The sequence below is a fragment of the Streptomyces filamentosus genome (assembly GCF_014654895.1).
Classification (GTDB): Bacteria; Actinomycetota; Actinomycetes; order Streptomycetales; family Streptomycetaceae; genus Streptomyces; species Streptomyces filamentosus.
Genome location: NZ_BNBE01000001.1, coordinates 3,537,837 through 3,562,644 on the forward strand (window position 1 = coordinate 3,537,837; position 24,808 = coordinate 3,562,644).

Below are 24,808 nucleotides of genomic sequence, written 5' to 3' on the forward strand. Positions count from 1 at the left end.
GGCCCCGCCGGACGTTCTCCGTCCGGCGGGGCCCTTGCCCGTTCCCGGGGGCTATGCGCGTACGGGGGAGACCGTGGCGGTCCACAGGCGGCGGGCGGCGACGGCGGCCGCGGCGAGCAGGAGGGCGTTGCGGAGGACGAGCACGGCCACGCCGGCGGGGGTGCCGGTGACGACGTCGGCGTAGAGGACGGGGTACGCGAGCGAGCTGAGGGCCGCCGCGGGGAGCAGGAGCAGCGCCACCGGCCGCATCACGGTGCGGCGCGAGGTCAGGCAGACGGCGGCGAGGCCGAGCAGCCAGATCAGGTACTGGGGGCTGATCACCCGGCTGGTGACGGTGAGCAGGAGGGTCGCGGCGAGGGCCGCGTCGAGCGGGGTCGCCGCGGTCCAGCGGCGGGCCCGGAGCCGCCACAGCACCAGCCAGAGGAGGGCGGCGACGGTGAACAGCAGGAAGAGGTGGCCGAGGGTGGAGACGTACGGGCCGACGTACTCGTACGCCCCGTAGCGGATCTCCACCGTCCCCGGCCACAGCCCGGCCGCGCGGCCCAGCGCGAGCGCGGTGCCGCCCAGCGACTCGATCTGGATGCCCCGGGCGCCCTGCCGGTGCAGGAAGCCGAGCGAGTCGGAGAAGAAGAGCGCGAGCACGGCGAGGAGGGTGGCGGCGGTGACGGCGGCGGCCGTCCACGCCTCGCGGGTGGTGCGGCCCCGGGGGGTGCCGATCAGGGCGAGGGCGGGCCACACCTTGACCATCGCGCCGAGCCCGGCGAGCACCCCGCCGAGCCGGTGGGCGGCGGGGGAGCGGCCCTTGAGCGCGAGGAGGGCGAGGACGGCGAGGGCGGTGGCCTGGACGTCGTACCGGGCGAGCGGCAGGTGCAGGAGGAGCGGCAGGGCGCAGACCCAGTACCAGGCGCCGTGGGTGAGCCGGGAGCGGTCGGCGAGGGCCAGGCCGAGGGTGACGGCGGCGTCGGCGAGCAGGGTGAGGACGACGAACGCCTGGGCGTAGCCGAGCCAGGGCGTCAGCAGCCCCGGCGCCATGATCACCAGGCCGGCGCCGGGCGGGTACTGCCAGGTCGGGTCGGCGGGCGGGAAGGTGCCGTCGGCGAACTGGCCGTACCAGTACCGGTAGAGGAGCTGGACCTCCTGGCCGACCCCGCCGATCCCGAGGCTGTCCGAGGCGAGCAGCACCAGCATGCCCAGGCGGGTGACCAGCCAGACGGCGGCGAGGGCGAGGGCGGGGCCGCGCCCGACGGTGACGAAGGTGGCGGACGTGAAGGTGTCCGACTCGAAGGGCGAGCGGGTGAGGGAGGTGGGGGCCGGGGAGGCGGGGGAGGGAGGGCGGTCGGTGGCGTGAGGGGGGTCGGCGGCAGGGGCGTGGTCGGAGGGGCGGGAGCGGCCGGGGGCGTGGGGGTGATCGGAGGCGTGGGGGTGATCGGGCGTCGTCACGCCTCCGACCTTAGGTCTGATGTGCGGCTTATGTCTTATTCGTCGGGCGGGGTGGCGCCCGTCCTGGTGAACTCCTCGTACGCCGCCGTCACCTCCTCCGCCGGACCGTCCATCCGCAGCGTCCCCGCCTCCAGCCAGAGCGCCCGGTCGCAGGTCTCCCGGATGGTCGCGTGCGAGTGGGCGACGAGGAAGACCGTGCCCGCCGCGGCCCGCAGCTCGTCGATCCGGCGGCGGCTGCGGCGCTGGAAGCGGGCGTCCCCGGTGGCCAGGGCCTCGTCGACGAGGAGCACGTCGTGGCTCCGCGCGGTCGCGGCGATGGCGAAGCGCAGCCGGGCGGCCATGCCGGAGGAGTACGTCCGCATGGGTCTGGCCAGGGCGTTCTCGCGGCCGTCGCGGCCGTCGGGCAGCCCGGAGAAGTCGACGATCCCCTCGTAGCGGGACGCGATCCCGGACCGGCTCATGCCCATGGCGAGCCCGCCGAGGATCACGTTCCGCTCCCCGGACAGGTCGCCCATCAGGGCCGCGTCGACGCCGAGGAGGGCGGGGCGGCCACGGGTGTAGACGCGGCCGCTCTCGGTCTGCTGGAGACCCGCGATGGCCTTCAGGAGGGTCGATTTCCCCGATCCGTTCGAACCGATCAGGCCGATCGACTCGCCGCGCCGGGCGACGAAGCCGACGCCCCTCACCGCGTGCACCCGGCGGTGGGTGCCGGGGCCGGTCGGCACGGTGTAGGCGATGTGGACGGCGTCGGCGATGACGGTGGGGGCGCCGGGGGCCGCCGCTCCCGCTCCGGGGTCAGCCACGGCCGTACGTCTCCTCTGCCTTCCAGAACCACACGAAGCCGCCCGCGAAGGCGAGCAGCGCCCAGCCCGCGGCCAGCGCCCACACGTGCGGCGGGAGCTGCTCCGCGGTGAAGCTGCGGACGAGCGCGAAGCGGACGAGGTCGATGTAGACCGCCGCCGGATTGCACCGGAGGGCCAGGACCACCCAGTCCGGGAACCGGCCGCTCGCCGCCATGGAGGAGAACGACCACATCACGCCCGAGACGTACATCCAGGTGCGCAGCACGAAGGGCATCAGCTGGCTGATGTCCGGGGTGCGGGCGGCGAGCCGGGCGAGCGCGAGCGAGACGCCGGCGCTGAAGAGCGTCTGGAGCAGGATCGCCGGCACGGCGAGCAGCCAGCTCCAGGTGGGGAACTCCCCGAAGCAGAAAAGCAGCACGACGAGCGCGGCGAGCGAGAGCAGCAGCTGCTGGAGCTGGAGCAGCGCGAGCGAGAGGGGCAGGCTCGCGCGCGGGAAGTGCAGGGCGCGGACCAGGCCGAGGTTGCCGCTGATCGCGCGGGTGCCGGCGGTGAGCGTGTTGGCGGTGAAGGTCCACACGAAGACGCCGGTCAGGAGGAAGGGGAGGTAGTCCGGGACGCCGTGCTGGGCGTTCATCAGGATGCCGAACATCAGGTAGTACACGGCCGCGTTGAGCAGCGGCGTCATGAGCTGCCACAGCTGGCCGAGCCGGGCCTGGCTGTACTGCGCCGTCAGCCGGGCCGTCGCGAAGGCGGCGATGAAGTCGCGGCGGGACCAGAGGCCGCGGACGTAGGCGGTCAGCGGCGGCCGGGCGCCGCTGACGGAGAGGCCGTGCCGGCGGGCGAGGGCCGCGAGGTCCTCGTCGGGGGCGCGGCGGCCGGCCGGGGGCGGGCCGGCCGGCCGGGCGGGGGTCGCGGTCGGCGGCGGGGGCAGTGTCAGGGTCACGTGCGGGCGCTTTCGGCGGAGGGGCGCGGGGGGTCGGAGCCGGCGGTACGGGCGCGGGGCGGCCGTGCGGGGCCGGTGCGCCGGGGCCGGTGCGTCGGCCCCGACGCGTCAGGGCCGGCACGGCAGGGTCGGCGCATCGGAACCGTCACGCCGGAATCGGCGCGCCGGAGCCTTCGCGTCGGGACCGGCGCGCTGGAGCCTTTACGTCGGGACGGGTCCGTATCGTCGCTACGGGGAGGTTAGGACGCACGACGTCGGAACGCAACCGTCTCGTCGTGTCGTGGCCGCTGGTTAGGATGCCGTCCATGAGCACCCCCACGCCCCGTCGCGCCCCCGCCGGAGCCGCCGTGCTCCGCGAGGACGTCACCGAGGCCATCCGCGCCGCCGTCTTCGAGGAACTGGCCGCCGTCGGCTTCGCCCGGATGTCCATCGAGGGCATCGCGCGCCGCGCGGGCGTCGGGAAGACCGCCGTCTACCGGCGCTGGAAGTCCAAGCTCGCCCTCGTCCTCGACCTCGTCGGCGCCGTCGCCGCGCAGGGCCTCCCCGCGCCCGCCACCGGCTCCCTGGAAGGGGACGTACGGGCCCTCCTCACCGTCGCCTCGCACGCCCTGCGGCACCCGATCGCCTCGCAGGTCATCCCCGAACTGCTCGTCGAGGCCGCCCGGCAGCCCGAGATCGCCGAACCGGTCCGCACCGCGCTCCTCGACGGACTCGACGGCAAGGAGGGCGTCGTCGCCCAGATCGTCCGCGAGGCCGTCGCCCGAGGCGAGCTCCCCGAGGGCACCGACCCCGCCCGCGCCCTCGACCTCCTCGTGGGCCCCCTCTACTGGCGCCTGGTCGTCGCCCGTACGGAACTCCCGAAGGGGTACGTGGACGAGCTCACCCGCGCGGCCGTCGCGGGCCTCCGCACGCTCAGCCCCTGACGCTCAGCTCCTGGCGCCCGGCTTCCGGCGCCCGGTTTCTGACGGGCCGGGAGGGGCCGACAGGTCAGGGAAAAGCCCCCGGCAGGTCCTCGGAGGAGCTGCCGGGGGCCGGGGGCGCGTCAGGCGTGGGTGAGCGGGGGGACCGGGGCGGCGTCGACCGACCGGGCGGCCCGGTCGAGCGCGCTCGCGAGCAGCGCCAGGTCCGTCGGGCCGTTGCCCAGCTCGCGGACCGGGCGGCGGGCGGGCGGATCGCCCATCCGCTCCCACTCCAGCGGGACGACGGTCGGCCGGAGCGTCGCCGTCCGGGGGATCCGGCCGGTGACCCGGCCCGCCTGGAACGGCGTCACCCGCCCGTCCGGATGCCCCAGCCGCCCCCGGCCGGGCGCCGGGACGTCGGGCCCGGGCGTGCCCGGCGGCGCGTCCAGCACCACGCGGAGCCGGGCGCCGTGCGCCAGGTCCGTGTCGGCGGTCCGGTCCGGGCGGGCGGAGGCCGCGACCAGGTGCACCCCGAGCCGCTCCCCGTGCCGCGCGATCGTCTCCAGGACCCGGACGACGGACCCGGCGGCGGGCCGGCCCGGCGCGCCGAGTGCGGGGGCGACGAGGGCGTCGAAGTCGTCGACCAGCACGACGAGCCGCGGCAGCGGGACCCGCCCGGCGGCGGTCCGCGGGAGGTGGTCCTCCTCGCTCACCGGCCGCGGCACGCGCGCGGTGCCCCGGTCGGCGACCGGCCCGGCCCCGTCGTCCGCGCGGAGCGTCCGGCTGCTGGGCCGCTCGCCCAGGTCCCCGGCCGAACGCCCCCCGAGCCGCCCTCCGGGCGGAGGGGGGACGTCCCCGGAGACGGCGGGGTGCGGGATCCGCCCGGAGGCGTCGTCCGCCGGCTGCGCGGAGTCCGCCGGGTACCCGGTCCGGCCGCTCCCGCTCCCCCCGAGGTCCCCGGCCCCGGCCCGCCGCGCCCGCGCGTCCCCGGCCCCCGTCCTGCCCGGATGGGGCGTACGCGCGCTGCTGTTCCCCGTCACGTCCTCGGTCCCGGGATAGGCCCCGCGCCGCCCGCTCCCGCCGGCGGCGTCCCCGGCACCCGGGTACGCCGTACGGCCGCTCGCCCCGCCGCCCACGTCCCCGGCGCCCGGGTGCGGGATTCGGCCGCTCGCCCCGCCGGTCACGTTCCCGGCGTTCGGGTACGGCGTACGGCCGCCGGCCGCGGCGGTCACGTTCCCGGCGCCGGGGTACGGGGTACGGCCGCTCGCCCCGCCGGTCACGTCCCCCGCGCCCGGGTACGGCGTGCGGCCGCTCGGGGCGCCGGTCACGTCGGTGTCGTCGGGGCGGGAGGTGCGGCTGCTGCGGGTGCTGCTCGTGCGGGGGAGGTCCTCGGCGCCCGGGGGGTCGGTGCGGAGGGTGCGGCCGCCGGGGCGGACGGGGAGGTCGGCGGCGGGCGTGCGCGTGCCCGCGCGGGTGTGGAAGGCCGCCGGGAGGTCGCCCACGCGGGCCCGGCCGCCGAGGCGGTCGCCGGGGGTGTCCGGCAGCTCGTCGGACTCGCGCGCCGGACGGGGCACGCGTCCGCTCGGACGGTCCACGAGGTCGTCCGCGCCCTGGTAGGCGGTCCGGGAGCGCTCGGCGGCCGACGGGCTGTCGCCCACCGCGCCCGCGCCCGTGCGCAGCGTCCGGCCGCTCGGACGGTCCCCGAGGTCCGACCGGTCCGGGAGCCGGACGGACGCGCGGACGCCCTGCGGCACCGCCTCGGCGGCGCTCGGCGTCCGCTGGCCCACCACCGCGCGCGCGGGCCGCCGGTCCGCGAAGTCCGCGTCCCCGAGCAGCTCCGCGCGGCGCTTCAGCTCCGCACCCAGCGCCTGGGCGAACTCCCGCATCCGGACCGGGTCCGAGGCCACCAGGTGCTCGGTGACGTGCGGCAGCTCCGTACAGGCCGCGAGGCCCTCGCCGCGCTCGCCGCCCGCGCCGTCCACCAGGAGCAGGCCCAGCCGGTCCGGTCGGCCGCCGGCCGCGAGGGAGGCGGCGACCGCGCGCAGCAGCTCCGTGCGGCCGCTGCCCGCCGGGCCCTCGATCAGCAGGTGCGGGCCCTCCGCCGTGAGGTCGACGGCGAGCGGGCCGCGCGGGCCCGCCCCGAGGACGGCCGTGCCCTCCCCGGCCGACGCCCAGCGGGCCATCAGGGAAGCGGGAGTGGCCCGCGCCAGGCCCAGCTCGTCGAGGAGCCGGGAGGACGGCGGCAGCGCGGCCGCCCGCCCGGGGGCGGCGGACGCCGTGTCCGTCCGCAGGGGGGCGAGGGCCCGCCCGAAGCGCTCCGCCCAGGCGAGCGAGACCGCGTCCACGACCCCGACCGTGCCGTGGCCCGCGACCCTCCCGCCGGAGCTCCGCAGCAGCCGCAGCGCCGTCGCCACGTCCCCGCTGAGCAGGGCGGCGGCCCCGCACTCGCGGAAGGCCAGGGAGGCCGCGCAGGCCGCCTCGTAGGTCGCGGCCACCGGCGACGCGGGAGAGGCCGCGGGGGCCTCGGCCAGACAGACCAGGTGGATGCCGGCCGCCGCGCCCGCCCCGGCGAGCCGCGCCACCGTCTCGCGCAGCGCCGCCGTGCCCGGGTCGCCGTCCACGACGACGACCGTCGCGGGACCCGCGTACCGCGCGGCGGCCTCCGCGACCGCCGCCCGGTCCGCGCTGGCCCAGCCGGGCCCGAGCGGGCCGTCGTCCAGGCGCCGGGTCAGCTCCGCCGTACGGGCCTGCGCCTGCTCGCGGTCGTACGCGAGGAGCAGCCGGCAGTCCTGGCCGTGCGCGGGCCGCACGTGCGGCAGCCAGCCCAGCCAGCCCCAGGCGCGCCGCCGCTCCTCCACGGGGCGGTTGCGGTCGGCGCTGACGAGGACGATCTCCAGGTCGGCGGGGGAGTGCAGGGCGGCCAGCTGGGCCACCACGGACCGGGCCAGGCCCGCCAGCCGGTCGGCGGGGCCCGCCAGGCCCAGCGAACCGGCCTCGCGCAGCGCGACGGTCACGGGCACCCCGGACAGCTCGGCCCGGTCGGAGGTGCCGAGCCGGACGACGAGGGACTCGGGGTGCCCGGGGGCCCGCTCCCACAGCCGGGGGCCGGGGCCGAGCGCGGTGAGCAGCACGGCGGCCGGGTCGGGCCAGGTGTCGGGCGCGGCGGCGGACGCGTCGGCACCGGGCGCCTCCGTGGCCGCCGGGGCGGGGAGGGCACCCGGCGCGGGCTCCGCCTCCCGGCCGCCCGCGAGCCGCCGGGCCCAGGCGCCGAGCCCGCGCCGGCCGGCCCTGCGGGTGGCCGGATCGGCGCCCTCGGCACCCGTACGGACCCGGCTGTGCGCCTCGCCCCCGTCACCGGCACCGTCCCCGGCGCCTCGCGCGTGCCCGGCGGCCGGCCGGGCGTCGGCGAGCGGCACTCCCTGGGCGCCGCCGTGCGTCTCGGGGCCCCGGCCGGGCCAGGGGTCCGGTCCGGCCGGGCCGCCCGGGGTTCCGGCGGGCCACGCGCCCGTGCCGGGCCGCGCGGTGTGCGCCGGGGCGTCGGGCGCGGCGGCGGAGCCGGGCGGGGGGACGCGGAGGTGGCCCTCGCCGTCGGGGGCCGTGGGCAGCGCGCCGGCGTCCGCCGGGTCGTCGGCGGGGACGGCGAGGCGCAGGGTGGACTCGCCGAGGCGCAGCAGGGAGCCGGGGCGCAGCCGGACCGGGCGGGCGCCCACGGGGGCGCCGTCGAGCGTCGTGCCGTTCGTCGACCCGAGGTCGGCGACGGTGACCCGGCCGTCCTCGGCGACGGTCACCGTGCAGTGGGAGCGGGAGACGTCCGGGTCGTCCAGCGGCACGTCCGCCTCGACGGACCGGCCGATCCTGATCGCCCCGCCGTGCAGCAGGTGCACCCCGCCCGCGTCCGGGCCCGCGACCACGTGCAGCCGGGCGGCGGAGGCGGCGGTGGCGAGATCGGTACGGTCGTCCGGGGCGGGCGCCTGGAGCGCCAGGACCGCCCCGTCGACCAGCGGCGGCTCGCCCAGCACGCACCGGCGGGCGTCGAGCCGCTCCGCGCCCGCGTACAGCACGGGGGCGCCCGTGCCGGCCGGGTCGGGGCCGGCGACGGCGGCGGCGAGGTTCGAGGCCACGGCGGACAGCGCGGTGCCCGCGGGGGCGGTGACGAGCACGTCGCAGGCACGGCCGGCGCCGTGGCCGGCGTGCGGCGCGAGGACGGTCAGCCGGATCTGCATCGCCGTCAGCGGTCCCTTCTGCGCGAGGTGCCGGCAGGGGGCCGCCCGGTGTCTCCCCCACCCGGCACGGACGCGTCGCCCGGTACAGGTCGGCACGGCGCGGGGGCTCCCGACCCCACCGGTGCGACGTGCTGGAGGCATCCTCGCACCTGCCGCGGACAGCCCGCCGCCGGGTCACCCCGAAGTGATCTTGGAAGTTCCGCCGGGGCCGCCGGGCGTGACGCGAAAACGCCGGGTCGGGCGGGGTCGCGGGGCCGGTGCGGCAACCATCCCGGCCGGAGGAGCGTCTTCTTCCGGACAAGTTCGGACGGAACCCCGGCCCCGCCGGAGGACTCCCGCCGGCCCGCCGCGCGGCGCACGCGTCAGCGGGAATCCGCCTGTGGACGACCGGCCTGTGACCCGTTCGGCGGCACTAGAGTGGGTCGGACACCCGGACGGGTCAGAACAGAGAGACGACAGGACCTCCGGGGCCCCGGCTCGGTACGCCGAGCGGCACCACCCGGGGCCACGATCAGCAGGGAGCGCGTGACGTGCGGCCAATCGGCAGCAAGTACCTGCTCGAGGAGCCGCTCGGCCGCGGCGCCACGGGCACCGTCTGGCGAGCCCGCCAGCGGGAGACGGCGGGCGCCGAGGCGGCCGTTCCCGGCCAGCCCGGCGAGACCGTCGCGATCAAGGTCCTCAAGGAGGAGCTGGCCAACGACGCGGACATCGTGATGCGCTTCCTGCGCGAGCGGTCCGTCCTCCTGCGGCTCACGCACCCGAACATCGTGCGCACCCGCGACCTGGTCGTCGAGGGCGACGTCCTCGCCCTGGTCATGGACCTCGTCGAGGGCCCCGACCTGCACCGCTACCTCCGGGAGAGCGGCCCGCTGACCCCGGTCGCCGCCGCCCTGCTCACCGCGCAGATCGCCGACGCCCTCGCCGCCAGCCACGCCGACGGCGTCGTCCACCGCGACCTCAAGCCGGCCAACGTGCTGCTGGCCGAGCGCGACGGCGCCATGCACCCGATGCTGACCGACTTCGGCATCGCGCGGCTCGCCGACTCCCCGGGCCTCACCCGCACCCACGAGTTCGTCGGCACGCCCGCGTACGTGGCGCCGGAGTCCGCCGAGGGCCGTCCGCAGACCTCCGCCGTCGACGTCTACGGCGCCGGCATCCTCCTGTACGAGCTGGTCACCGGCCGTCCGCCGTTCGCCGGCGGCACCGCGCTCGAAGTGCTCCACATGCACCTCAGCGAGGAGCCCCGCCGTCCCTCCACCGTGCCCGCCCCGCTGTGGACGGTCATCGAGCGCTGCCTCAGCAAGGACCCCGACCGGCGCCCCAGCGCCGTGAACCTGGCGCGCGGCCTGCGCACGGTCGCCGCCGGCATCGGCGTGCACTCCTCGCCCGCCCAGATCGAGGCCGCCGAGGGCGTCGGCGCCCTCCTCGCCCCGGACCCCGACCCGGCCCAGGTCCCGCAGGCCCCCGGCGCGGCGGACCCCACGCAGGTGCTGCCCGCCGGCGCCGGCGGGCGGTTCGACCCGGCCGCCGCCACCAGCGTCCTGCCCACGAGCGGCCCGGCCGGCTCCGCCGACCCCACCACCGTGCTGCCGACGGGCGGCCCCGCGGGCGCCGCGGACCCGACCGCCGTCATGCCGGCCATGCCGCCGAACCCGCCGGCGGAGGACCCGCACCCCTGGCAGACCCAGCTCCGCGCGGCCCGCGACCGCAACGACCAGACCCAGGTGCAGTACCTGGACCCCAGCGAGGACCCGCTGCGCCGCCGCCCCGCGCGCCGCCCGCAGCAGCCCCAGCAGCCGCCGCAGGCCCCGCCCTACCAGCAGGGCCCCCCGCCGCAGCAGTACCGGCAGCAGTCCCCGGGCCACCAGCAGCCGCAGCAGCAACCGCCGTACCAGCAGCAGCGCCCGGCGCCCCAGCAGCCCGCGCCGCAGCAGTACCGGCAGCAGCAGCCCGCCCCGCAGCATTACGCGCCCCCGCCGCAGCAGTACGCGCCGCCGCAGCAGCCCCAGCAGCCGCAGCCGCCCGCCCCGGCCCCGCGCGAGCCGCGCCGGCGCAGCGCCAACCCGGTGCGGATCCCCGGCCTCGGCTGCCTCAAGGGCTGCCTGGTCATGATCGTCCTCTTCGTGGTGGGCGGCTGGCTGGTCTGGGAGCTCACCCCGCTCCAGGACTGGATCGCCCAGGGCAAGGGCTACTGGGAGGCCATCGGCGACGGCATCTCCACCGTCAGCGACTGGATCTCCACCATCGGGGAGGCCACCGGCTCGGGCGGCACCGGGTCGGGCGGCACCGGCCAGTAGCGCGGGCCGGCGGAGGGGCGGTACGACCGCGTTCGGGCGGTCGTATCGCCGATTTATCGACTTCCGGAGGGTGATTTCGCTCCGGAAGTGACGTCCGGCGGCCCGGGACGCGTAACTTTGACGCGAACCGCAGCCGCTGAGGGAGCAGTCTTGGCACGGAACATCGGCAGCCGCTACACCACCCACCAGATCCTCGGGCGGGGCAGCGCCGGAACGGTGTGGCTCGGCGAGGGGCCCGAAGGCCCCGTCGCCGTCAAACTGCTGCGCGAGGACCTGGCCTCCGACCAGGAACTCGTCGGCCGCTTCGTGCAGGAGCGCACCGCCCTGCTCGGCCTTGACCACCCGCGCGTGGTCAAGGTCCGCGACCTCGTCGTCGACGGCAACGACCTGGCCCTCGTCATGGACCTGGTCCGCGGCACCGACCTGCGCACCCGCCTCGACCGCGAGCGCCGCCTCGCCCCCGAGGCGGCCGTCGCGATCATCAAGGACGTCGCCGAGGGCCTGGCCGCCGCGCACGCCGCCGGCGTCGTCCACCGGGACGTGAAGCCGGAGAACATCCTCCTCGACATGGAGGGCCCGCTCGGCCCCGGCGGCGCCCACCCCGCCCTCCTCACCGACTTCGGCGTCGCCAAACTCATCGACACCCCCGGCCGCACCAAGGCCACCCGGATCATCGGCACCCCCGACTACCTCGCCCCCGAGATCGTCGAGGGCCTGCCGCCGCGCGCCGCCGTCGACATCTACGCCCTCGCCACCGTCCTGTACGAGCTGCTGGCCGGCTTCACCCCGTTCGGCGGCGGCCACCCCGGCGCCGTCCTGCGCCGCCACGTCACCGAGACCGTCGTCCCGCTCCCCGGCATCCCCGAGGAGCTGTGGCAGCTGATGGTCCAGTGCCTCGCCAAGGCGCCCGCCTCCCGGCTGCGCGCCTCCGAGCTGGCCGCCCGCCTCGCCGACGTCCTCCCGCTCCTCAAGGGCATCCCGCCGCTGGACGTGGACGAGCCCGACGCCGAGCCCGCCGCGCCCCCGGAGCCGCAGGAGGACGCCGCGTACGCCGCCTCCGCCGGCGCCACCGACACCGGCCGCCGCCGCGCGGCCGTCCCGCTGGTGCCCGGCGCCTCCGCCGACTCCCACCGCGACACCCACACCTCCATGCGGGTGCCCGGCCCCGAGGAGTTGTCCGGCGGCCCGCACGGCACCGCCCGCGCCCCCCGCCCGGCCGGCGCCCGCCGGCCCGGCTCGGCCCGCAACAAGGCCGGGGCCGTCCGCAAGCGCCGCATCACCCTCGGCATCGCGGCCGTCGTGGCGGTGGGGGCGCTCGGCGCCGGCGGCTATCTGGCGCTCGCCGGGGACGACGCGGCCCCGCCCCAGGACTCCCGCCCGGCCTCGCAGCCGGCGCAGCAGCCGTAACCCCCCGGGGCGGGTTGTCCACAGGCCGGGCGGTCGCGGGTTCGGCTCCCGGTCCGGAGCCGTTACGCTGGACGCGTGGCAGTCGTCGATGTATCCGAAGAGCTGAAGTCCCTCTCCTCGACCATGGGGTCGATCGAGGCCGTCCTGGACCTCGACAAGATGAGGGCAGACATCGCCGTGCTCGAAGAGCAGGCCGCGGCCCCGTCCCTCTGGGACGACCCGGAGGCGGCGCAGAAGATCACGAGCAAGCTTTCCCACCTCCAGGCCGAGGTCCGCAAGGCCGAGGCGCTGCGCGGCCGCATCGACGACCTCGGGGTGCTCTTCGACCTCGCCGAGGAGATGGACGACGCGGACACCCGCGCCGAGGCCGAGGCCGAGCTCACCTCCGTGCGCAAGGCGCTCGACGAGATGGAGGTCCGCACCCTCCTCTCCGGCGAGTACGACGCGCGCGAGGCCCTGGTCAACATCCGGGCCGAGGCCGGCGGCGTCGACGCCTCCGACTTCGCCGAGCGCCTCCAGCGCATGTACCTGCGCTGGGCCGAGCGCCACGGCTACTCGACCGAGATCTACGAGACCTCGTACGCGGAAGAGGCCGGCATCAAGTCGACCACCTTCGTCGTCAAGGCGCCGTACGCCTACGGCACCCTCTCCGTCGAGCAGGGCACCCACCGCCTGGTGCGCATCTCGCCCTTCGACAACCAGGGCCGCCGCCAGACCTCCTTCGCGGGCGTCGAGATCCTCCCCGTCGTCGAGTCCTCGGACCACGTCGAGATCGAGGAGTCCGACCTGCGCGTCGACGTGTACCGCGCCTCCGGCCCCGGCGGCCAGGGCGTCAACACGACCGACTCGGCCGTGCGCATCACGCACCTCCCGACCGGCATCGTGGTCTCCTGCCAGAACGAGCGCTCCCAGATCCAGAACAAGGCGAGCGCCATGAACGTCCTCCAGGCCAAGCTCCTGGAGCGCCAGCGCCAGGAGGAGCGGGCCAAGATGGACGCCCTCAAGGACAGTGGCAGCTCCTGGGGCAACCAGATGCGGTCGTACGTCCTCCACCCGTACCAGATGGTCAAGGACCTCCGGACGGAGTTCGAGGTCGGCAACCCGCAGTCCGTCCTGGACGGCGAGATCGACGGCTTCCTGGAGGCGGGCATCCGCTGGCGCAAGCAGCAGGAGCAGGCCAAGTAGTCTCCCGCAGCGTTCGTTTCCGGGCCCCGCACCTCTCGTGCGGGGCCCGGTCCGTTCGCCGGTGCAAGCGGTGTACGGGCGATCGGGGCGCTTTGTCGACAAGGGAACTGCCCCCACAGAGGCCGTAGTTCCGGGTTTACGTCACAGTTGCATCGTCACATCGCGGGCAAGGGATGATCTTTCGGGCATTGCGCGCGCAACGGCCTTGACGCTGCATCGGAAACTCGGAAGGGTGGCTGGATGGCATGCGCATATCTGGGGCGCGTGTGAACGGGGGGCAGGTCCAGTAACCATGTCGCCTCCCGTGCCCGGGGCCCCTGGCGCTGCCCCATGACGAGATGAAGCTACTGGGGGTAGCAACCAGATGACCAACAAGACGCGAGTCCGCCTGGCGCGAGTCGCGGCCGGTGCCGTGATCATCGCCGGTGCGTCCCTGACCGCGGCGGGCGCCGCGCAGGCCGTCGGCGGGAACGGCGCGGTCGAGGTGGAGATCGGCACCCAGACCACGCAGGACGACTGCGAGACGGACCCGCTCGGCTGCAACCCGGGTGGGGGCGACTCCGGCGGCGGCAACACCGACGGTGGCGCGGCCGACGGTGGCGCGGCCGATGGCGGCGCGGCTGACGGTGGTGCTGCTGACGGCGGCGCGGCCGATGGTGGCGCGGCTGACGGCGGTGCCGCTGACGGCGGTGCCGCTGACGGTGGCGCGGCCGATGGTGGCGCGGCTGACGGTGGTGCCGCTGACGGTGGTGCTGCCGATGGTGGTGCGGCTGACGGTGGCGCCGCTGATGGAGGCGCGGCCGATGGTGGTGCCGCTGACGGCGGTGCCGCCGATGGTGGCGCGGCTGACGGTGGCGCGGCCGATGGTGGCGCGGCCGATGGCGGTGCCGCTGACGGCGGTGCGGCCGATGGTGGCGCGGCCGATGGCGGTGCTGCCGATGGTGGTGCGGCTGACGGTGGCGCCGCTGACGGCGGTGCGGCTGACGGTGGCGCGGCCGACGGTGGCGCGGCCGACGGTGGCAACAGCGACAACGGCGGCAACGGGAACGGCAACGGCGGCAACGGCGGCAACGACTCCGGTTCCGGCAACGGCAACGGTGGCAACGGCGGCCACGGCGGCAACGGGAACGGCGGCAACGGCGGCTCCTCCACCGACGGCGGTTCCTCCGACAACGGTGGTTCCTCCACCGACGGCGGTTCCTCCGACGGCGGTTCCGGCGACTGCACCGTGACCGCCGAGGGCGTCGAGTGCGGCGGTTCGACCGGTTCGACCGGTTCGACCGGCTCCGACGGCTCGACCGGCTCCACCGGTTCGAACAACAACACCGACACCCAGCAGGCCGGCTCGCAGCCGGTGCAGCAGGGCGAGGCCAAGGAGGAGCTCGCCGAGACCGGCGCCGCCGAGACCTCGTTCCTCATCATCGGTGCCGCCACGATGATCGCCGGTGGCATCGGCTTCCGCTTCCTGCCGCGCCTGGTCGCGGGCGGGCGCGGCGCCGCCGCCTGAGTGACGTAGCACGCGGAAGGGCCGGGGAGGCTTCCTCCCCGGCCCTTCGTCTTTCCGCTCTCCGGCTCGTGTGCCGTCCTACACCGTACGGACAGCCGCCAGCAGTGCCAGCGTGCCCAGCAGGGCGATCACCAGCGTCAGGACCATCGCGGGGGACAGTCCCTGAGGCTCCAGGCGCTCTCGGCTGGCCCGGCAGACGGGGCAGCGACCCTCGGCGACCGGGGCCGCGCAGTTGGCGCACACCAGTCGGTCGTAGGTCATACGCTCTCCTCCTCCCGCACGGGGCTCACGACAGGACAACGCCCGACACCGTCCGGACGTTCCCCCTACCACTCTGCCAGCTCCACGGGCTTCCGGCGCGCCCCGGTGGCAAACACCCCGCCCCCGCCCCGGAAGGACGAAAAAGGATAAAGCACGCAAGCCCGGAGCGCGACTGCGCGGGCCTTCCCGGTTCGCGTAAGGTCACGCACACCTACTCCCGGCCGACCGTGGTGCATCCGTGATCCGATTCGACAACGTCTCCAAGTCCTATCCGAAGCAGAACCGCCCCGCGCTCCGGGATGTCTCCCTGGAGATCGAGAAGGGGGAGTTCGTCTTCCTCGTCGGTTCGTCCGGCTCCGGAAAGTCGACTTTCCTCCGTCTGATCCTGCGCGAGGAGCGCACCAGCCAAGGGCAGGTGCACGTCCTCGGCAAGGACCTCGCCCGGCTGTCCAACTGGAAGGTGCCGCACATGCGGCGCCAGCTCGGCACCGTCTTCCAGGACTTCCGCCTGCTGCCGAACAAGACGGTCGCGCAGAACGTGGCCTTCGCGCAGGAGGTCATCGGCAAGCCGCGCGGCGAGATCCGCAAGGCCGTGCCCCAGGTGCTCGACCTGGTCGGCCTGGGCGGCAAGGAGGACCGCATGCCGGGCGAGCTGTCCGGTGGTGAGCAGCAGCGCGTCGCGATCGCCCGCGCGTTCGTCAACCGCCCGATGCTGCTGATCGCCGACGAGCCGACCGGCAACCTCGACCCGCAGACCTCCGTCGGCATCATGAAGCTGCTCGACCGCATCAACAGGACAGGGACCACCGTCGTCATGGCGACCCACGACCAGAACATCGTCGACCAGATGCGCAAGCGCGTCATCGAGCTGGAGAAGGGCCGCCTCGTCCGCGACCAGGCGCGCGGCGTCTACGGCTACCAGCACTGACGGCGGGGGAACCAGAACACCATGCGCGCTCAGTTCGTGCTCTCCGAGATCGGCGTCGGTCTCCGGCGCAACCTGACGATGACCTTCGCGGTCATCGTCTCCGTGGCCCTGTCGCTGGCCCTCTTCGGCGGTGCCCTGCTCATGCAGGAGCAGGTCAAGACGATGAAGGACTACTGGTACGACAAGGTCAACGTCTCCATCTTCCTCTGCAACAAGACGGACGCCTCGACCTCGCCGAAGTGCTCCAAGGGCGCCGTCACCACGCAGCAGCGCGAGCAGATCCAGGCGGATCTGAAGAAGATGGACATCGTGGAGAACGTCATCCACGAGAAGGCCGAGGAGGCCTTCGCGCACTACAAGGAGCAGTACGGCGACACCGCCATCGCCTCCGTCATCACCCCGGACCAGATGCAGGAGTCGCTCCGGGTGAAGCTGAAGGACCCGGAGAAGTACAAGGTGGTCGCCACCGCCTTCGCCGGCCGGGACGGCGTCGAGTCCGTGCAGGACCAGCGCTCCATCCTGGAGACCCTCTTCAACATGATGCGCAGCGTCAACTACGCGGCGGTCGCGCTCATGCTCCTGATGCTGGTCATCGCGCTGATGCTGATCATCAACACGGTCCGCGTCTCGGCCTTCAGCCGCCGCCGCGAGACCGGCATCATGCGGCTGGTCGGCGCCTCCAGCTTCTACATCCAGATGCCGTTCATCATGGAGGCCGCGTTCTCCGGGCTCATCGGCGGCGCCTTCGCCTGCGTGCTGCTCGTGGCCGGCCGGTACTTCCTCGTCGACCACGGCCTCAACCTCGCCGAGCAGATGCCGCTGGTGAACTTCATCGGCTGGGACGTGGTCCTCGCCCAGCTGCCGCTGGTGATCGTCATCGGACTGCTGATGCCGTCCGTGGCCGCCTTCATCGCGCTGCGCAAGTACCTGAAGGTGTGAGAAGAGACCACTGACGGCGGATGGCGTCCTGGAGTCAAAACCCCTGGGGCGCCATCACCTTGTCCTAGAGTGGGCGCCATGCCGGCCGGCTCCGCGCACCTCTGTCTCCGGCCCCGCGGTGTCGTCCGCGGGGCCGTTCTCACGTTCGTCTTCGCCGGCGTCCTCGCCACCGCCGCCGCGACCGGCGCGCTGCCCCGCGAGGACGCCGCCGGGCCGGAGCCCCGCACCGGCGGCGGGGACCGGGCCGTCTACGACCGGGCGACCCTGCACCGGGTCGCCGCCGAGGCCGTCGCCGACGGCAAGTCGGGAAAGCAGGCCGCCGAGGAGTTCGTCAGCCGCAGCGGCGACCGCTGGGGCGCGGTCTACGACCGGCGGGAGTACGCCGAGTTCGAGCAGTCCCTCGACGGCACCTACACCGGCGTCGGCCTCTCCGCCGCCCGTACGGCCCCGGAGGGCGGCGTCGAGGTCGCCCGGGTGCGGCCCGACGGGCCCGCCGGGCGGCACGGGGTGCGGGCCGGGGACCTGCTGCTCGCCGTCGACGGTCGGGCCACCGAGGGGCTGTCCGTCTCCGAGGCCGTCTCGCTGCTGCGCGGCGACGGCCGGCCCGGCTCGACGGTGGCCCTGCGGATCCGGCGGGACGGCATGACCTGGACCCAGACCCTGCGGCGGGAGCGGCTCGCGACCGACCCCGTCGCCGTCAGCCGCCCCGACGCGCGGACCGTCGTCATCCGGGTCAGCGCCTTCAGCAAGGGCGTCGGCGCCCGGGTGCGGGAGGCCGTCCGCACCGCCCCGGCCGGCGCCGGGGTCCTGCTGGACCTGCGGGGGAACTCCGGCGGGCTGGTCGACGAGGCCGCCTCCGCCGCCTCCGCCTTCCTCGACGGCGGGCTCGTCGCCACGTACGACGTCGAGGGCGAGCAGCGGTCCCTGTACGCGGAGCGGGGCGGCGACACCGGCCGGCCGCTGGTCGCGCTGGTCGACGGCGGGACCATGAGCGCGGCCGAGCTCCTCACCGGGGCGCTCCAGGACCGGGGCCGGGCGGTCACCGTCGGCTCCAACACCTTCGGCAAGGGCTCCGTGCAGATGCCCAGCACCCTCCCGGACGGTTCGGTCGCCGAGCTGACCGTCGGCCACTACCGCACCCCCGCCGGGCACGAGGTCGACGGCCGGGGCATCGCCCCCGACCTGCCGGCCGGGAAGGGGGCGGAGGACCGGGCCCGCCGGGTATTGAGTGGCCTCGGAGGGGGCTCGTAGTGCGAAAATGACCGCACTATGGCCAAGGGACTCGTCAACGTGCAGGGCAAGCCTGCGAAGAAGGCAGCCGACAAGGCGCCGGAGCGCAAGCTCATCGCGCAGAACAAGAAGGCGCGCCACGACTACCTGATCCTCGACACGTACGAGGCGGGCGTGGCGCTCATGGGGACGGAGGTGAAGTCGCTCCGGATGGGGCGGGCCTCGCTCGTGGACGGCTTCGTCCAGATCGAGGGCCACGAGGCGTGGCTGTACAACATCCACGTGCCCGAGTACATGCAGGGCAGCTGGACCAACCACTCGGCGAAGCGGAAGCGGAAGCTGCTGCTGCACCGGGCGGAGATCGACAAGCTGGAGCAGAAGGCGTCGGAGACCGGTCACACGATCGTGCCCCTCGCGCTGTACTTCCTGGGCGGCCGGGTGAAGTGCGAGATCGCGCTCGCCAAGGGCAAGAAGGAGTTCGACAAGCGCCAGACGCTGCGGGAGAAGCAGGACACCCGCGAGACCGCCCGCGCCGTCGCGGCGGCGAAGCGGCGCCAGCGCGCCCAGGAGCGTTAATACGCTGGCAACCGGGCCCGCCGGTCACGTACCATGGGCCACGCACCCCACCGAGGGCGCACGGATTGAAAACACAACATGGGGATGATCGGTTTCGACAGCGGATGTCGAAGCAGGGGAAGCGTGTCGAGGAAGCGGCAATGATCTCGTAAACCACGCGCCGAAACCAATAATCGCCAACACCAAGCGCGATTCCTTCGCCCTCGCTGCCTAAGTAGCGACTTGCGAAGTGTCAGCCCGGGGCTGTTCCCGACCCGGATCCTGGCATCATGAAGGGGACTAAACCTTGATCCCGGTCACGGGGTGAAGAGGGAAATCAAACAGTGACTGAGCCCGTTCCGGACTTGTCTGGGTGATTCGGAGGGCTGAGAAAATCGCACCAGACTGCACACGGAGAAGCCCTGGTTCCGCACCGTTGGACGCGGGTTCGATTCCCGCCATCTCCACCGAGCGCCCGGGAGGCCACACACCTCCCGGACACCTCATCCCATGTGGGCGAAGGCCCGGCGGTCCTCAGGACCGCCGGGCCTTCGTCATGTCCGTCCGCAGCGACAGCAGCAGCGCCAGGGCCGCCGCCGTCACCGGGAGGACGAAGCCGAAGGACGGGGACGGGGCGTGGTCGGCGGTCCAGCCGGCGGTGGCCGAGCCGGTGGCGACGCCCGCGAGGAGGGCGGTCACGGCCAGGGTCATGCCCTCGTTGAGCCGGGAGGGCGGGACCAGGCGCTGGACCAGGCCCATGCCCGTGACCATCGTCGGGGCCGTCGCCATGCCCGCCACCAGCAGGCCGGCCGCGAGGGCCGCGAGGGAGCCCGTCCGGGCGGCCAGCAGGGGCGCCGTCATCACCAGCGTCATCGCGGCCAGGCAGAGACGCAGGGAGGCGGTCCGGCGGGCCCGGCCGTAGAGCAGGCCGGCCGCGCAGGAGCCCGCCGCCTGGAGGGCGAGGACCGGGCCGGCGACCGGGCCGTCCACGAACGCCAGCGCCGTCACCTCCAGCGAGCCGAAGACCGCGCCCGTGGCGAGGAAGACCGCGAGCAGCGGGACCGTGCCGGGCAGCCGCAGCGGCGAGCCCCCCGAGGTGTGCGGAACGACCGGCGGCTCCGTCGACCGCTGGGCCGCGAAGAGCAGCACCCCGCCCAGCAGCAGCGCGGCGGCCGTCAGCGTGCCCGCCTCCGGGAAGAACGCCGAGCAGACCACCGCCGCCAGCACCGGCCCGAGCATGAAGCACAGCTCGTCCACGGCCTGCTCGAAGGAGTTCGCCGTGTGCAGCGCCGCCGCGTCGCCCCGGAGCAGGTGCGCCCAGCGGGCCCGGGACATGCCGCCCGCGTTCGGCGCGGTCGCCGTCAGCGCCACCACCGGGAACAGCGCCCAGGGCGGCGCCCCGCCCATGACGCACAGCGCCAGGAGCACCTGCCCGAGGGCGGCGAGCGCCGCCGCCGGGACGGCGACCCGGGCCTGCCCGCGCCGGTCGACCAGCCGGGCCACCCAGGGCGCCGTCAGCGCGCCCGCCACCAGACCGGTCGCGGCGACCGCGCCGGCCAGGGCGTAGGAGCCGTACGCCGCCGACACCATGAGCACGGTGCTGACGCCGGACATCCCCGACGGCAGCCGCGCGACGAGGTTCCCCGCCGCGAACGCGCGCGTGCCGGGCAGGGCGAAGAGCCGGAGGTAGGGGTTGCGGGGGAGCGCGGCGGGCCGCTCGCGGTAGCGGGGGGCCAGGCCGGGGCCCGCCGGAGTGGGGACGAGGAGGTGCTGGGGCATGGGTCAAGGCTCCGGCCCGGCCGCCCGGACCGTCCAACACCTGTACGGTCGCGATTCACGCACGTGTGTTGTTGAATGCGGCGGTGGCCCCACCGTACGACATCGACCCCCGGCTGCTGCGCGCCTTCACCGCCGTCGCCGAGGAACTGCACTTCACCCGCGCCGCCGGCCGGCTCTTCGTCGCCCAGCAGGCCCTCAGCCGCGACATCCGGCGCCTGGAACGCGAGACGGGCACCCAGCTCTTCGCCCGGACCACCCGGCAGGTGGCCCTCACCCCGGACGGCGAACGGCTCCTCCCGTACGCCCGCCGGGTCCTCGACGCCCACGACGCGCTCCGCGACGCCTTCCGGGCCGCGCCCCGCCCCCTCCTCGTCGACCTCAACAGCCCCGGCCTCGTCCAGGACGCCGTCCTGCGCCGCGCCCGCGAACTCGCCCCCGACCAGGAGCTGATGGCCCGCTTCGAGTCCGGGCTCACCGGCGCCGCGCGGGAGATCCTCGCCGGCCGGCTCGACGCCTCCTTCGGCCGGTACGGCGGGCTCGCGCCCGGCCTGCGGGCCCGGCTCGACGCGCAGTTCGTGCGGTACGAGCCGATGGCGGTGGTCCTGCCCGAGGACCACCCGCTCGCCGCCCTCCCCGAGGTGCCGCTCGCCCGGCTCGCCGGCGAACGCCTCTACGCCGGCGCCGGCAACGACCGCACCCCCGAGTGGACCGACCTCGCCGTCCGGCTCTTCGCCGGCCGGGGCATCCACCTCTCGCCGCCCGCGCCGCTCGCCGTCGGCAAGGAGGAGTTCCAGCGGATCATGGCCAAGCACCGCCACCCGGTGCTCGCCGTCGTCGGCTTCCCGCCGATGCCCGGCTGCGCCCTCCGCCCCCTCGTCGACCCCGTGCCCCTGTCGCCCGTCAGCCTCGTCTGGCGCAAGGGCGCCCGCCACCCCGCCCTCGACGCCCTGCGCACCGCCGCCGCCGAACTGGCCCGCGCCGGCGGCTGGCACGAGCGCCCGGCCGGCTCCTGGCTCCCCGAGGACGAACCCGGCCTGCCGCTCACACGGCCCGGCCCGCCCGGGTGAGAGCAAGGTTCCGCCGCCGTCACCTCACGGCACCGCCCCGAAACGCGCCCTCCCTAGCGTCGTTGCCACAGGGATCCGGAACCGGGTCCGACACCGGTGGAGGTGCGAGATGCGCGGGCGCTGGATCGACGTGTGGGAGCCGGAGGACGAGACCTTCTGGCGGGAGAAGGGCGAACGGATCGCGAAACGCAACCTCGCCTTCTCCGTCCTCTCCGAACACATCGGCTTCTCCATCTGGAGCCTGTGGTCCGTCATGGTCCTCTTCATGGGGCCCCAGTACGGCATCGACGCCGCAGGGAAGTTCTTCCTCATCGCCACCGCGACCCTCGTCGGCGCGCTGATCCGCATCCCGTACACCTTCGCCGTCGCACGCTTCGGCGGACGCAACTGGACCGTCTTCAGCGCCCTGCTGCTGCTCCTGCCGACCGGCGTCGCCTACGCGGTGATGGAACCCGGCACCTCCTACTCCACCTTCGTCCTGGTGGCCGCCCTCACCGGCGTCGGCGGCGGCAACTTCGCCTCCTCCATGACCAACATCAACGCCTTCTTCCCGCTGCGGAAGAAGGGCTGGGCCCTCGGCCTCAACGCCGGCGGCGGCAACATCGGCGTCCCCGTCGTCCAGTTGGTCGGCCTCCTCGTCATCGGCACCGCCGGCGCCCTGCACCCGAGGATCGTCCTCGGCGTCTACCTGCCGCTCATCGTGGTCGCCGCGGCCTGCTCCGCGCTCTTCATGGACAACCTCACGCCCGTGAAGAACGACACCGGCGCCGTCCTCGAAGCCGTGCGGGCCCGCCACACCTGGATCATGGCCTTCCTGTACGTCGGCACCTTCGGCTCCTTCATCGGCTACAGCTTCGCCTTCGGCCTGGTCCTCCAGACCCAGTTCGGCCGCACCCCGCTCCAGGCCGCCTCCCTCACCTTCATCGGCCCGCTGCTCGGCTCCCTCGTCCGCCCCTACGGCGGCGCCCTCGCCGACAAGCACGGCGGCGCCCGCATCACCCTCGCCACCTTCGCCGCCATGTCCGCCGCCACCTGCGTCGTCATCCACGCCTCGGTGACCGCGTCCCTCGCCGTCTTCCTCGTCGGCTTCATCGCCCTCTTCGCCCTCAGCGGCCTCGGCAACGGCTCCACCTACAAGATGATCCCGGCGATCTTCCTCGCCCAGGGCCACCGCAAGGGCCTGTCCGGCGAGGCCGCCGAAGCCTACGGACGACGCCTCTCCGGCGCCTCCATGGGCCTCATCGGAGCCGTCGGCGCGCTCGGCGGCCTCGGCATCAACCTCGCCTTCCGCCAGTCCTTCCAGACCGCCGGCACCGGCACCGGCGCATTCCTCGCCTTCCTCGCCTTCTACGCCGCCTGCATCGCCGTCACCTGGGCGGTATACCTTCGGCGCCCGGCCGCCGTCCCCGACACCGCCGCGGGCGCCGAGGAGCCCGAGGACCGGCCCGGATACGCGAAGGTGTGACCCGGGATGCGCGGCGCGTACCGTAACGGGCAGGAAATACGCGTGAACCCCGACCGTCACGCGTCCGCGTCACCCTCGATGACCATGGACCAGCACGAACACGGACCCCTGGCCGGCTTCACCGTCGGCGTGACCGCCGCCCGGCGCGCGGACGAACTCATCGCCCTGCTGCGCCGGCGCGGCGCGGCCGTCGTGCACGGCCCCGCCCTGCGGATCGTCCCCCTCGCCGACGACACCGAACTCCTCGCCGCCACCAAGGAGATCATCGAGGACACCCCTGACGTCGTCGTCGCCACCACCGCGATCGGCTTCCGCGGCTGGGTCGAGGCCGCCGAGGGCTGGGGGTACGGTTCCGGGCTCCTCGACGCGCTCCGGAAGGTCGAACTCCTCGCCCGCGGGCCCAAGGTCAAGGGGGCCGTCCGGGCGGCCGGACTCACCGAGACCTGGTCGCCCGGCTCCGAGTCGATGGCCGAGGTCCTCGACCGGCTCCTCGCCGAGGGAGTCGACGGCAGGCGCGTCGCCCTCCAGCTCCACGGCGAACCCCTCCCCGGCTTCGTCGAGGCGCTCACCGCCGCCGGGGCGACCGTCGTGCCCGTCCCCGTCTACCGGTGGATGCCGCCGGAGGACCTCGGACCGCTCGACCGTCTCCTCGACGCGGTGCTGTCCGGCGCCGTCGACGCCGTCGCCTTCACCAGCGCGCCCGCCGCGGCGTCGCTCCTCGCGCGGGCGGCGGAACGGGGCGTACGGGACCGGGCCGTCGAAGCGCTGCGGCACGAGGTGCTCGCGGTGTGCGTCGGGCCCGTGACCGCCCTGCCGCTCCAGGCCGAGAACGTCCCCACCCACCAGCCCGAACGCTTCCGGCTCGGGCCGCTCGTCCAGCTCCTGTGCACCGAACTGCCCGCCCGTTCCCGGACGCTGCCCGTCGCCGGCCACCGCGTCGAGATCCGCGGCCACGCGGTGCTCGTCGACGGCGAACTCCGCCCCGTGCCGCCCGCCGGCATGGCCCTCCTCGGCCTCCTCGCCCGGCGGCCCGGCTGGGTCGTCTCCCGCGCGGACCTGCTGCGGGCGCTGCCGGGCGCGGGACGGGACGAGCACGCCGTCGAGACGGCGATGGCCCGTCTCCGCGCGGCCCTGGGCGCCCCCAAGCTCATCCAGACCGTCGTCAAGCGCGGCTACCGGCTCTCCCTGGACCCCACGCCGTGACCCGTCGCCCCCGTGGCCCCGGCGTCCCTGTGGGCATGCGTCCCGACCGAACGACCGCCCACGACGGAACGGCGGGCCGGCGCAGGGGAGTAGGTTGCGGGGATGGACGTTTCGGTGGTGGTGCGGGAGGGGCGGGCCGAGGACGCGGGAGCGCTCGCGGAGGCGCTGGAGCGGAACCGGGAGCACATGCGGCCCTACGAGCCGCACCGGGCCGAGGGGTACTACACGGCCGCGGCGCAGGCCGAGCGGCTGGCCGACGGAGGGCGGCGGTGGCTCGCCGTCGACGGCGAGCGGATCGTCGGGGCCGCCATCCTGTCGGGGATCGTCCTCGGACCCTTCCGCAGCGCCTCCCTCGGCTACTGGGTGGACGGGGAGCACACCGGCCGGGGCCTCGCGGGCGCGCTCGTCGACGAGGTGCTGAGGGCCGCGCGGGACACCCTGGGGCTGCACCGGATCGAGGCGTCCGTGCTGCCGTACAACCACGCCTCCCTGCGCGTCCTCGCCCGCGCCGGGTTCGAGCGGATCGGTTTCGCGCCCCGCTACCTGCACATCGACGGCGAGTGGCGGGACCATCAGCTCTTCCAGCGGATCCTGCACGACGAGGCACCGCCCCTCGCCTGACACGGCGGCCCCCGGTGGCGTACCTTTGACGGCTGCCCAGTGCACGTCAGAAGGGG

The 24,808-nt window shown here is 75.1% G+C and carries 19 protein-coding genes and 1 other RNA gene; 14 read left to right on the top strand and 6 right to left on the bottom strand.

Translation table 11 applies throughout. From position 1 onward, the window contains the following. Positions 1-51 precede the first annotated feature (51 nt). The 3 genes from IE326_RS15985 to IE326_RS15995 are packed head-to-tail and all read right to left on the bottom strand — an operon-like array spanning position 52 to position 3,186. Positions 52-1,440: a glycosyltransferase 87 family protein gene (locus tag IE326_RS15985; protein ID WP_373310203.1), complete on the bottom strand. Its 1,389-nt coding sequence runs from the start codon at positions 1,438-1,440 to the stop codon at positions 52-54. A gap of 35 nt (positions 1,441-1,475) precedes the next feature. Further along, positions 1,476-2,243 carry an ABC transporter ATP-binding protein gene (locus tag IE326_RS15990; protein WP_190041840.1) on the bottom strand — a complete coding sequence of 256 codons (768 nt, stop codon included), beginning with the start codon at positions 2,241-2,243 and terminating at the stop codon, positions 1,476-1,478. Beyond that, positions 2,236-3,186 (bottom strand): ABC transporter permease, encoded by a 951-nt coding sequence (locus IE326_RS15995; protein ID WP_150228438.1) that lies wholly within the window; start codon positions 3,184-3,186, stop codon positions 2,236-2,238. Before IE326_RS15995 ends, IE326_RS15990 begins: the two co-directional genes overlap by 8 nt. A gap of 305 nt (positions 3,187-3,491) precedes the next feature. On the opposite strand from IE326_RS15995, the gene IE326_RS16000 reads away from it, so the two are divergent. Beyond that, complete coding sequence (locus IE326_RS16000) at positions 3,492-4,109, top strand: TetR/AcrR family transcriptional regulator (protein WP_190041841.1); 618 nt, start codon at positions 3,492-3,494, stop codon at positions 4,107-4,109. A gap of 119 nt (positions 4,110-4,228) precedes the next feature. On the opposite strand, the gene IE326_RS16005 is transcribed toward IE326_RS16000, so the two are convergent. Further along, on the bottom strand, positions 4,229-8,308 hold the full coding sequence (locus IE326_RS16005) for an FHA domain-containing protein (protein WP_190041842.1): 4,080 nt from the start codon (positions 8,306-8,308) through the stop codon (positions 4,229-4,231). A 530-nt stretch (positions 8,309-8,838) separates the two neighbouring features. Here IE326_RS16005 and IE326_RS16010 point away from each other — a divergent pair. The 4 genes from IE326_RS16010 to IE326_RS16025 all read left to right on the top strand — a co-directional run bounded on the left by IE326_RS16010 (position 8,839) and on the right by IE326_RS16025 (position 14,704). Beyond that, positions 8,839-10,605, top strand: a complete 1,767-nt coding sequence (locus IE326_RS16010; protein ID WP_190041843.1) for a serine/threonine-protein kinase — start codon at positions 8,839-8,841, stop codon at positions 10,603-10,605. Between the two features lie 150 nt (positions 10,606-10,755). Further along, complete coding sequence (locus IE326_RS16015) at positions 10,756-12,012, top strand: serine/threonine-protein kinase (RefSeq protein ID WP_190041844.1); 1,257 nt, start codon at positions 10,756-10,758, stop codon at positions 12,010-12,012. 75 nt (positions 12,013-12,087) lie between these two features. Next, on the top strand, positions 12,088-13,197 hold the full coding sequence (gene prfB, locus IE326_RS16020) for a peptide chain release factor 2 (RefSeq protein WP_150228433.1): 1,110 nt from the start codon (positions 12,088-12,090) through the stop codon (positions 13,195-13,197). A 364-nt stretch (positions 13,198-13,561) separates the two neighbouring features. After that, positions 13,562-14,704, top strand: a complete 1,143-nt coding sequence (locus IE326_RS16025; protein WP_190041845.1) for an LPXTG cell wall anchor domain-containing protein — start codon at positions 13,562-13,564, stop codon at positions 14,702-14,704. A gap of 78 nt (positions 14,705-14,782) precedes the next feature. Here the strand turns inward: IE326_RS16025 and IE326_RS16030 are convergent, their stop codons facing one another. Then, on the bottom strand, positions 14,783-14,965 hold the full coding sequence (locus IE326_RS16030) for a hypothetical protein (protein ID WP_030753377.1): 183 nt from the start codon (positions 14,963-14,965) through the stop codon (positions 14,783-14,785). Between the two features lie 238 nt (positions 14,966-15,203). On the opposite strand from IE326_RS16030, the gene ftsE reads away from it, so the two are divergent. From ftsE to ssrA, 5 genes are all read left to right on the top strand, one after another. Further along, entirely contained in the window at positions 15,204-15,893 is a 690-nt protein-coding gene (gene ftsE / locus IE326_RS16035) for a cell division ATP-binding protein FtsE (protein WP_030753374.1), read from the top strand. A 21-nt stretch (positions 15,894-15,914) separates the two neighbouring features. Further along, positions 15,915-16,832: a permease-like cell division protein FtsX gene (ftsX, locus tag IE326_RS16040; protein WP_150228431.1), complete on the top strand. Its 918-nt coding sequence runs from the start codon at positions 15,915-15,917 to the stop codon at positions 16,830-16,832. A gap of 78 nt (positions 16,833-16,910) precedes the next feature. After that, on the top strand, positions 16,911-18,083 hold the full coding sequence (locus IE326_RS16045; protein ID WP_150228430.1) for a S41 family peptidase: 1,173 nt from the start codon (positions 16,911-16,913) through the stop codon (positions 18,081-18,083). Positions 18,084-18,101: 18 nt separating this feature from the next. Beyond that, positions 18,102-18,638 (top strand): SsrA-binding protein SmpB, encoded by a 537-nt coding sequence (smpB, locus tag IE326_RS16050; protein WP_229915357.1) that lies wholly within the window; start codon positions 18,102-18,104, stop codon positions 18,636-18,638. An 80-nt stretch (positions 18,639-18,718) separates the two neighbouring features. Further along, positions 18,719-19,087, top strand: a transfer-messenger RNA (tmRNA) gene (gene ssrA / locus IE326_RS16055). Between the two features lie 64 nt (positions 19,088-19,151). Here ssrA and IE326_RS16060 read toward each other — a convergent pair. Beyond that, the gene (locus tag IE326_RS16060; protein ID WP_229915358.1) at positions 19,152-20,396 is read right to left on the bottom strand and encodes an MFS transporter; all 1,245 of its coding nucleotides are present in this window, start codon (positions 20,394-20,396) and stop codon (positions 19,152-19,154) included. Positions 20,397-20,479: 83 nt separating this feature from the next. Between IE326_RS16060 and IE326_RS16065 the strand changes: the two genes are divergently transcribed. The 4 genes from IE326_RS16065 to IE326_RS16080 all read left to right on the top strand — a co-directional run bounded on the left by IE326_RS16065 (position 20,480) and on the right by IE326_RS16080 (position 24,752). Next, a complete protein-coding gene (locus IE326_RS16065; protein ID WP_190041846.1) occupies positions 20,480-21,463 on the top strand; it encodes a LysR family transcriptional regulator in 984 nt (327 codons plus the stop codon). A 109-nt stretch (positions 21,464-21,572) separates the two neighbouring features. After that, entirely contained in the window at positions 21,573-22,928 is a 1,356-nt protein-coding gene (locus tag IE326_RS16070) for a nitrate/nitrite transporter (RefSeq protein WP_190041847.1), read from the top strand. A gap of 84 nt (positions 22,929-23,012) precedes the next feature. Next, on the top strand, positions 23,013-24,131 hold the full coding sequence (locus tag IE326_RS16075) for a uroporphyrinogen-III synthase (protein ID WP_229915359.1): 1,119 nt from the start codon (positions 23,013-23,015) through the stop codon (positions 24,129-24,131). A gap of 102 nt (positions 24,132-24,233) precedes the next feature. Beyond that, positions 24,234-24,752, top strand: a complete 519-nt coding sequence (locus tag IE326_RS16080) for a GNAT family N-acetyltransferase (RefSeq protein WP_190041849.1) — start codon at positions 24,234-24,236, stop codon at positions 24,750-24,752. The last annotated feature ends 56 nt before the right edge of the window (positions 24,753-24,808 follow it).

Bases quoted from the DNA above. Each gene is read 5' to 3' on its own strand.
- IE326_RS16000 (WP_190041841.1), top strand. From the start codon at position 3,492: ATGAGCACCCCCACGCCCCGTCGCGCCCCCGCCGGAGCCGCCGTGCTC.
- IE326_RS16005 (WP_190041842.1), bottom strand. From the start codon at position 8,308: ATGCAGATCCGGCTGACCGTCCTCGCGCCGCACGCCGGCCACGGCGCC.
- IE326_RS16025 (WP_190041845.1), top strand. From the start codon at position 13,562: ATGACCAACAAGACGCGAGTCCGCCTGGCGCGAGTCGCGGCCGGTGCC.
- IE326_RS16030 (WP_030753377.1), bottom strand. From the start codon at position 14,965: ATGACCTACGACCGACTGGTGTGCGCCAACTGCGCGGCCCCGGTCGCC.
- ftsX (WP_150228431.1), top strand. From the start codon at position 15,915: ATGCGCGCTCAGTTCGTGCTCTCCGAGATCGGCGTCGGTCTCCGGCGC.
- IE326_RS16045 (WP_150228430.1), top strand. From the start codon at position 16,911: ATGCCGGCCGGCTCCGCGCACCTCTGTCTCCGGCCCCGCGGTGTCGTC.
- smpB (WP_229915357.1), top strand. From the start codon at position 18,102: ATGGCCAAGGGACTCGTCAACGTGCAGGGCAAGCCTGCGAAGAAGGCA.
- IE326_RS16060 (WP_229915358.1), bottom strand. From the start codon at position 20,396: ATGCCCCAGCACCTCCTCGTCCCCACTCCGGCGGGCCCCGGCCTGGCC.
- IE326_RS16070 (WP_190041847.1), top strand. From the start codon at position 21,573: ATGCGCGGGCGCTGGATCGACGTGTGGGAGCCGGAGGACGAGACCTTC.
- IE326_RS16075 (WP_229915359.1), top strand. From the start codon at position 23,013: ATGGACCAGCACGAACACGGACCCCTGGCCGGCTTCACCGTCGGCGTG.
- IE326_RS16080 (WP_190041849.1), top strand. From the start codon at position 24,234: ATGGACGTTTCGGTGGTGGTGCGGGAGGGGCGGGCCGAGGACGCGGGA.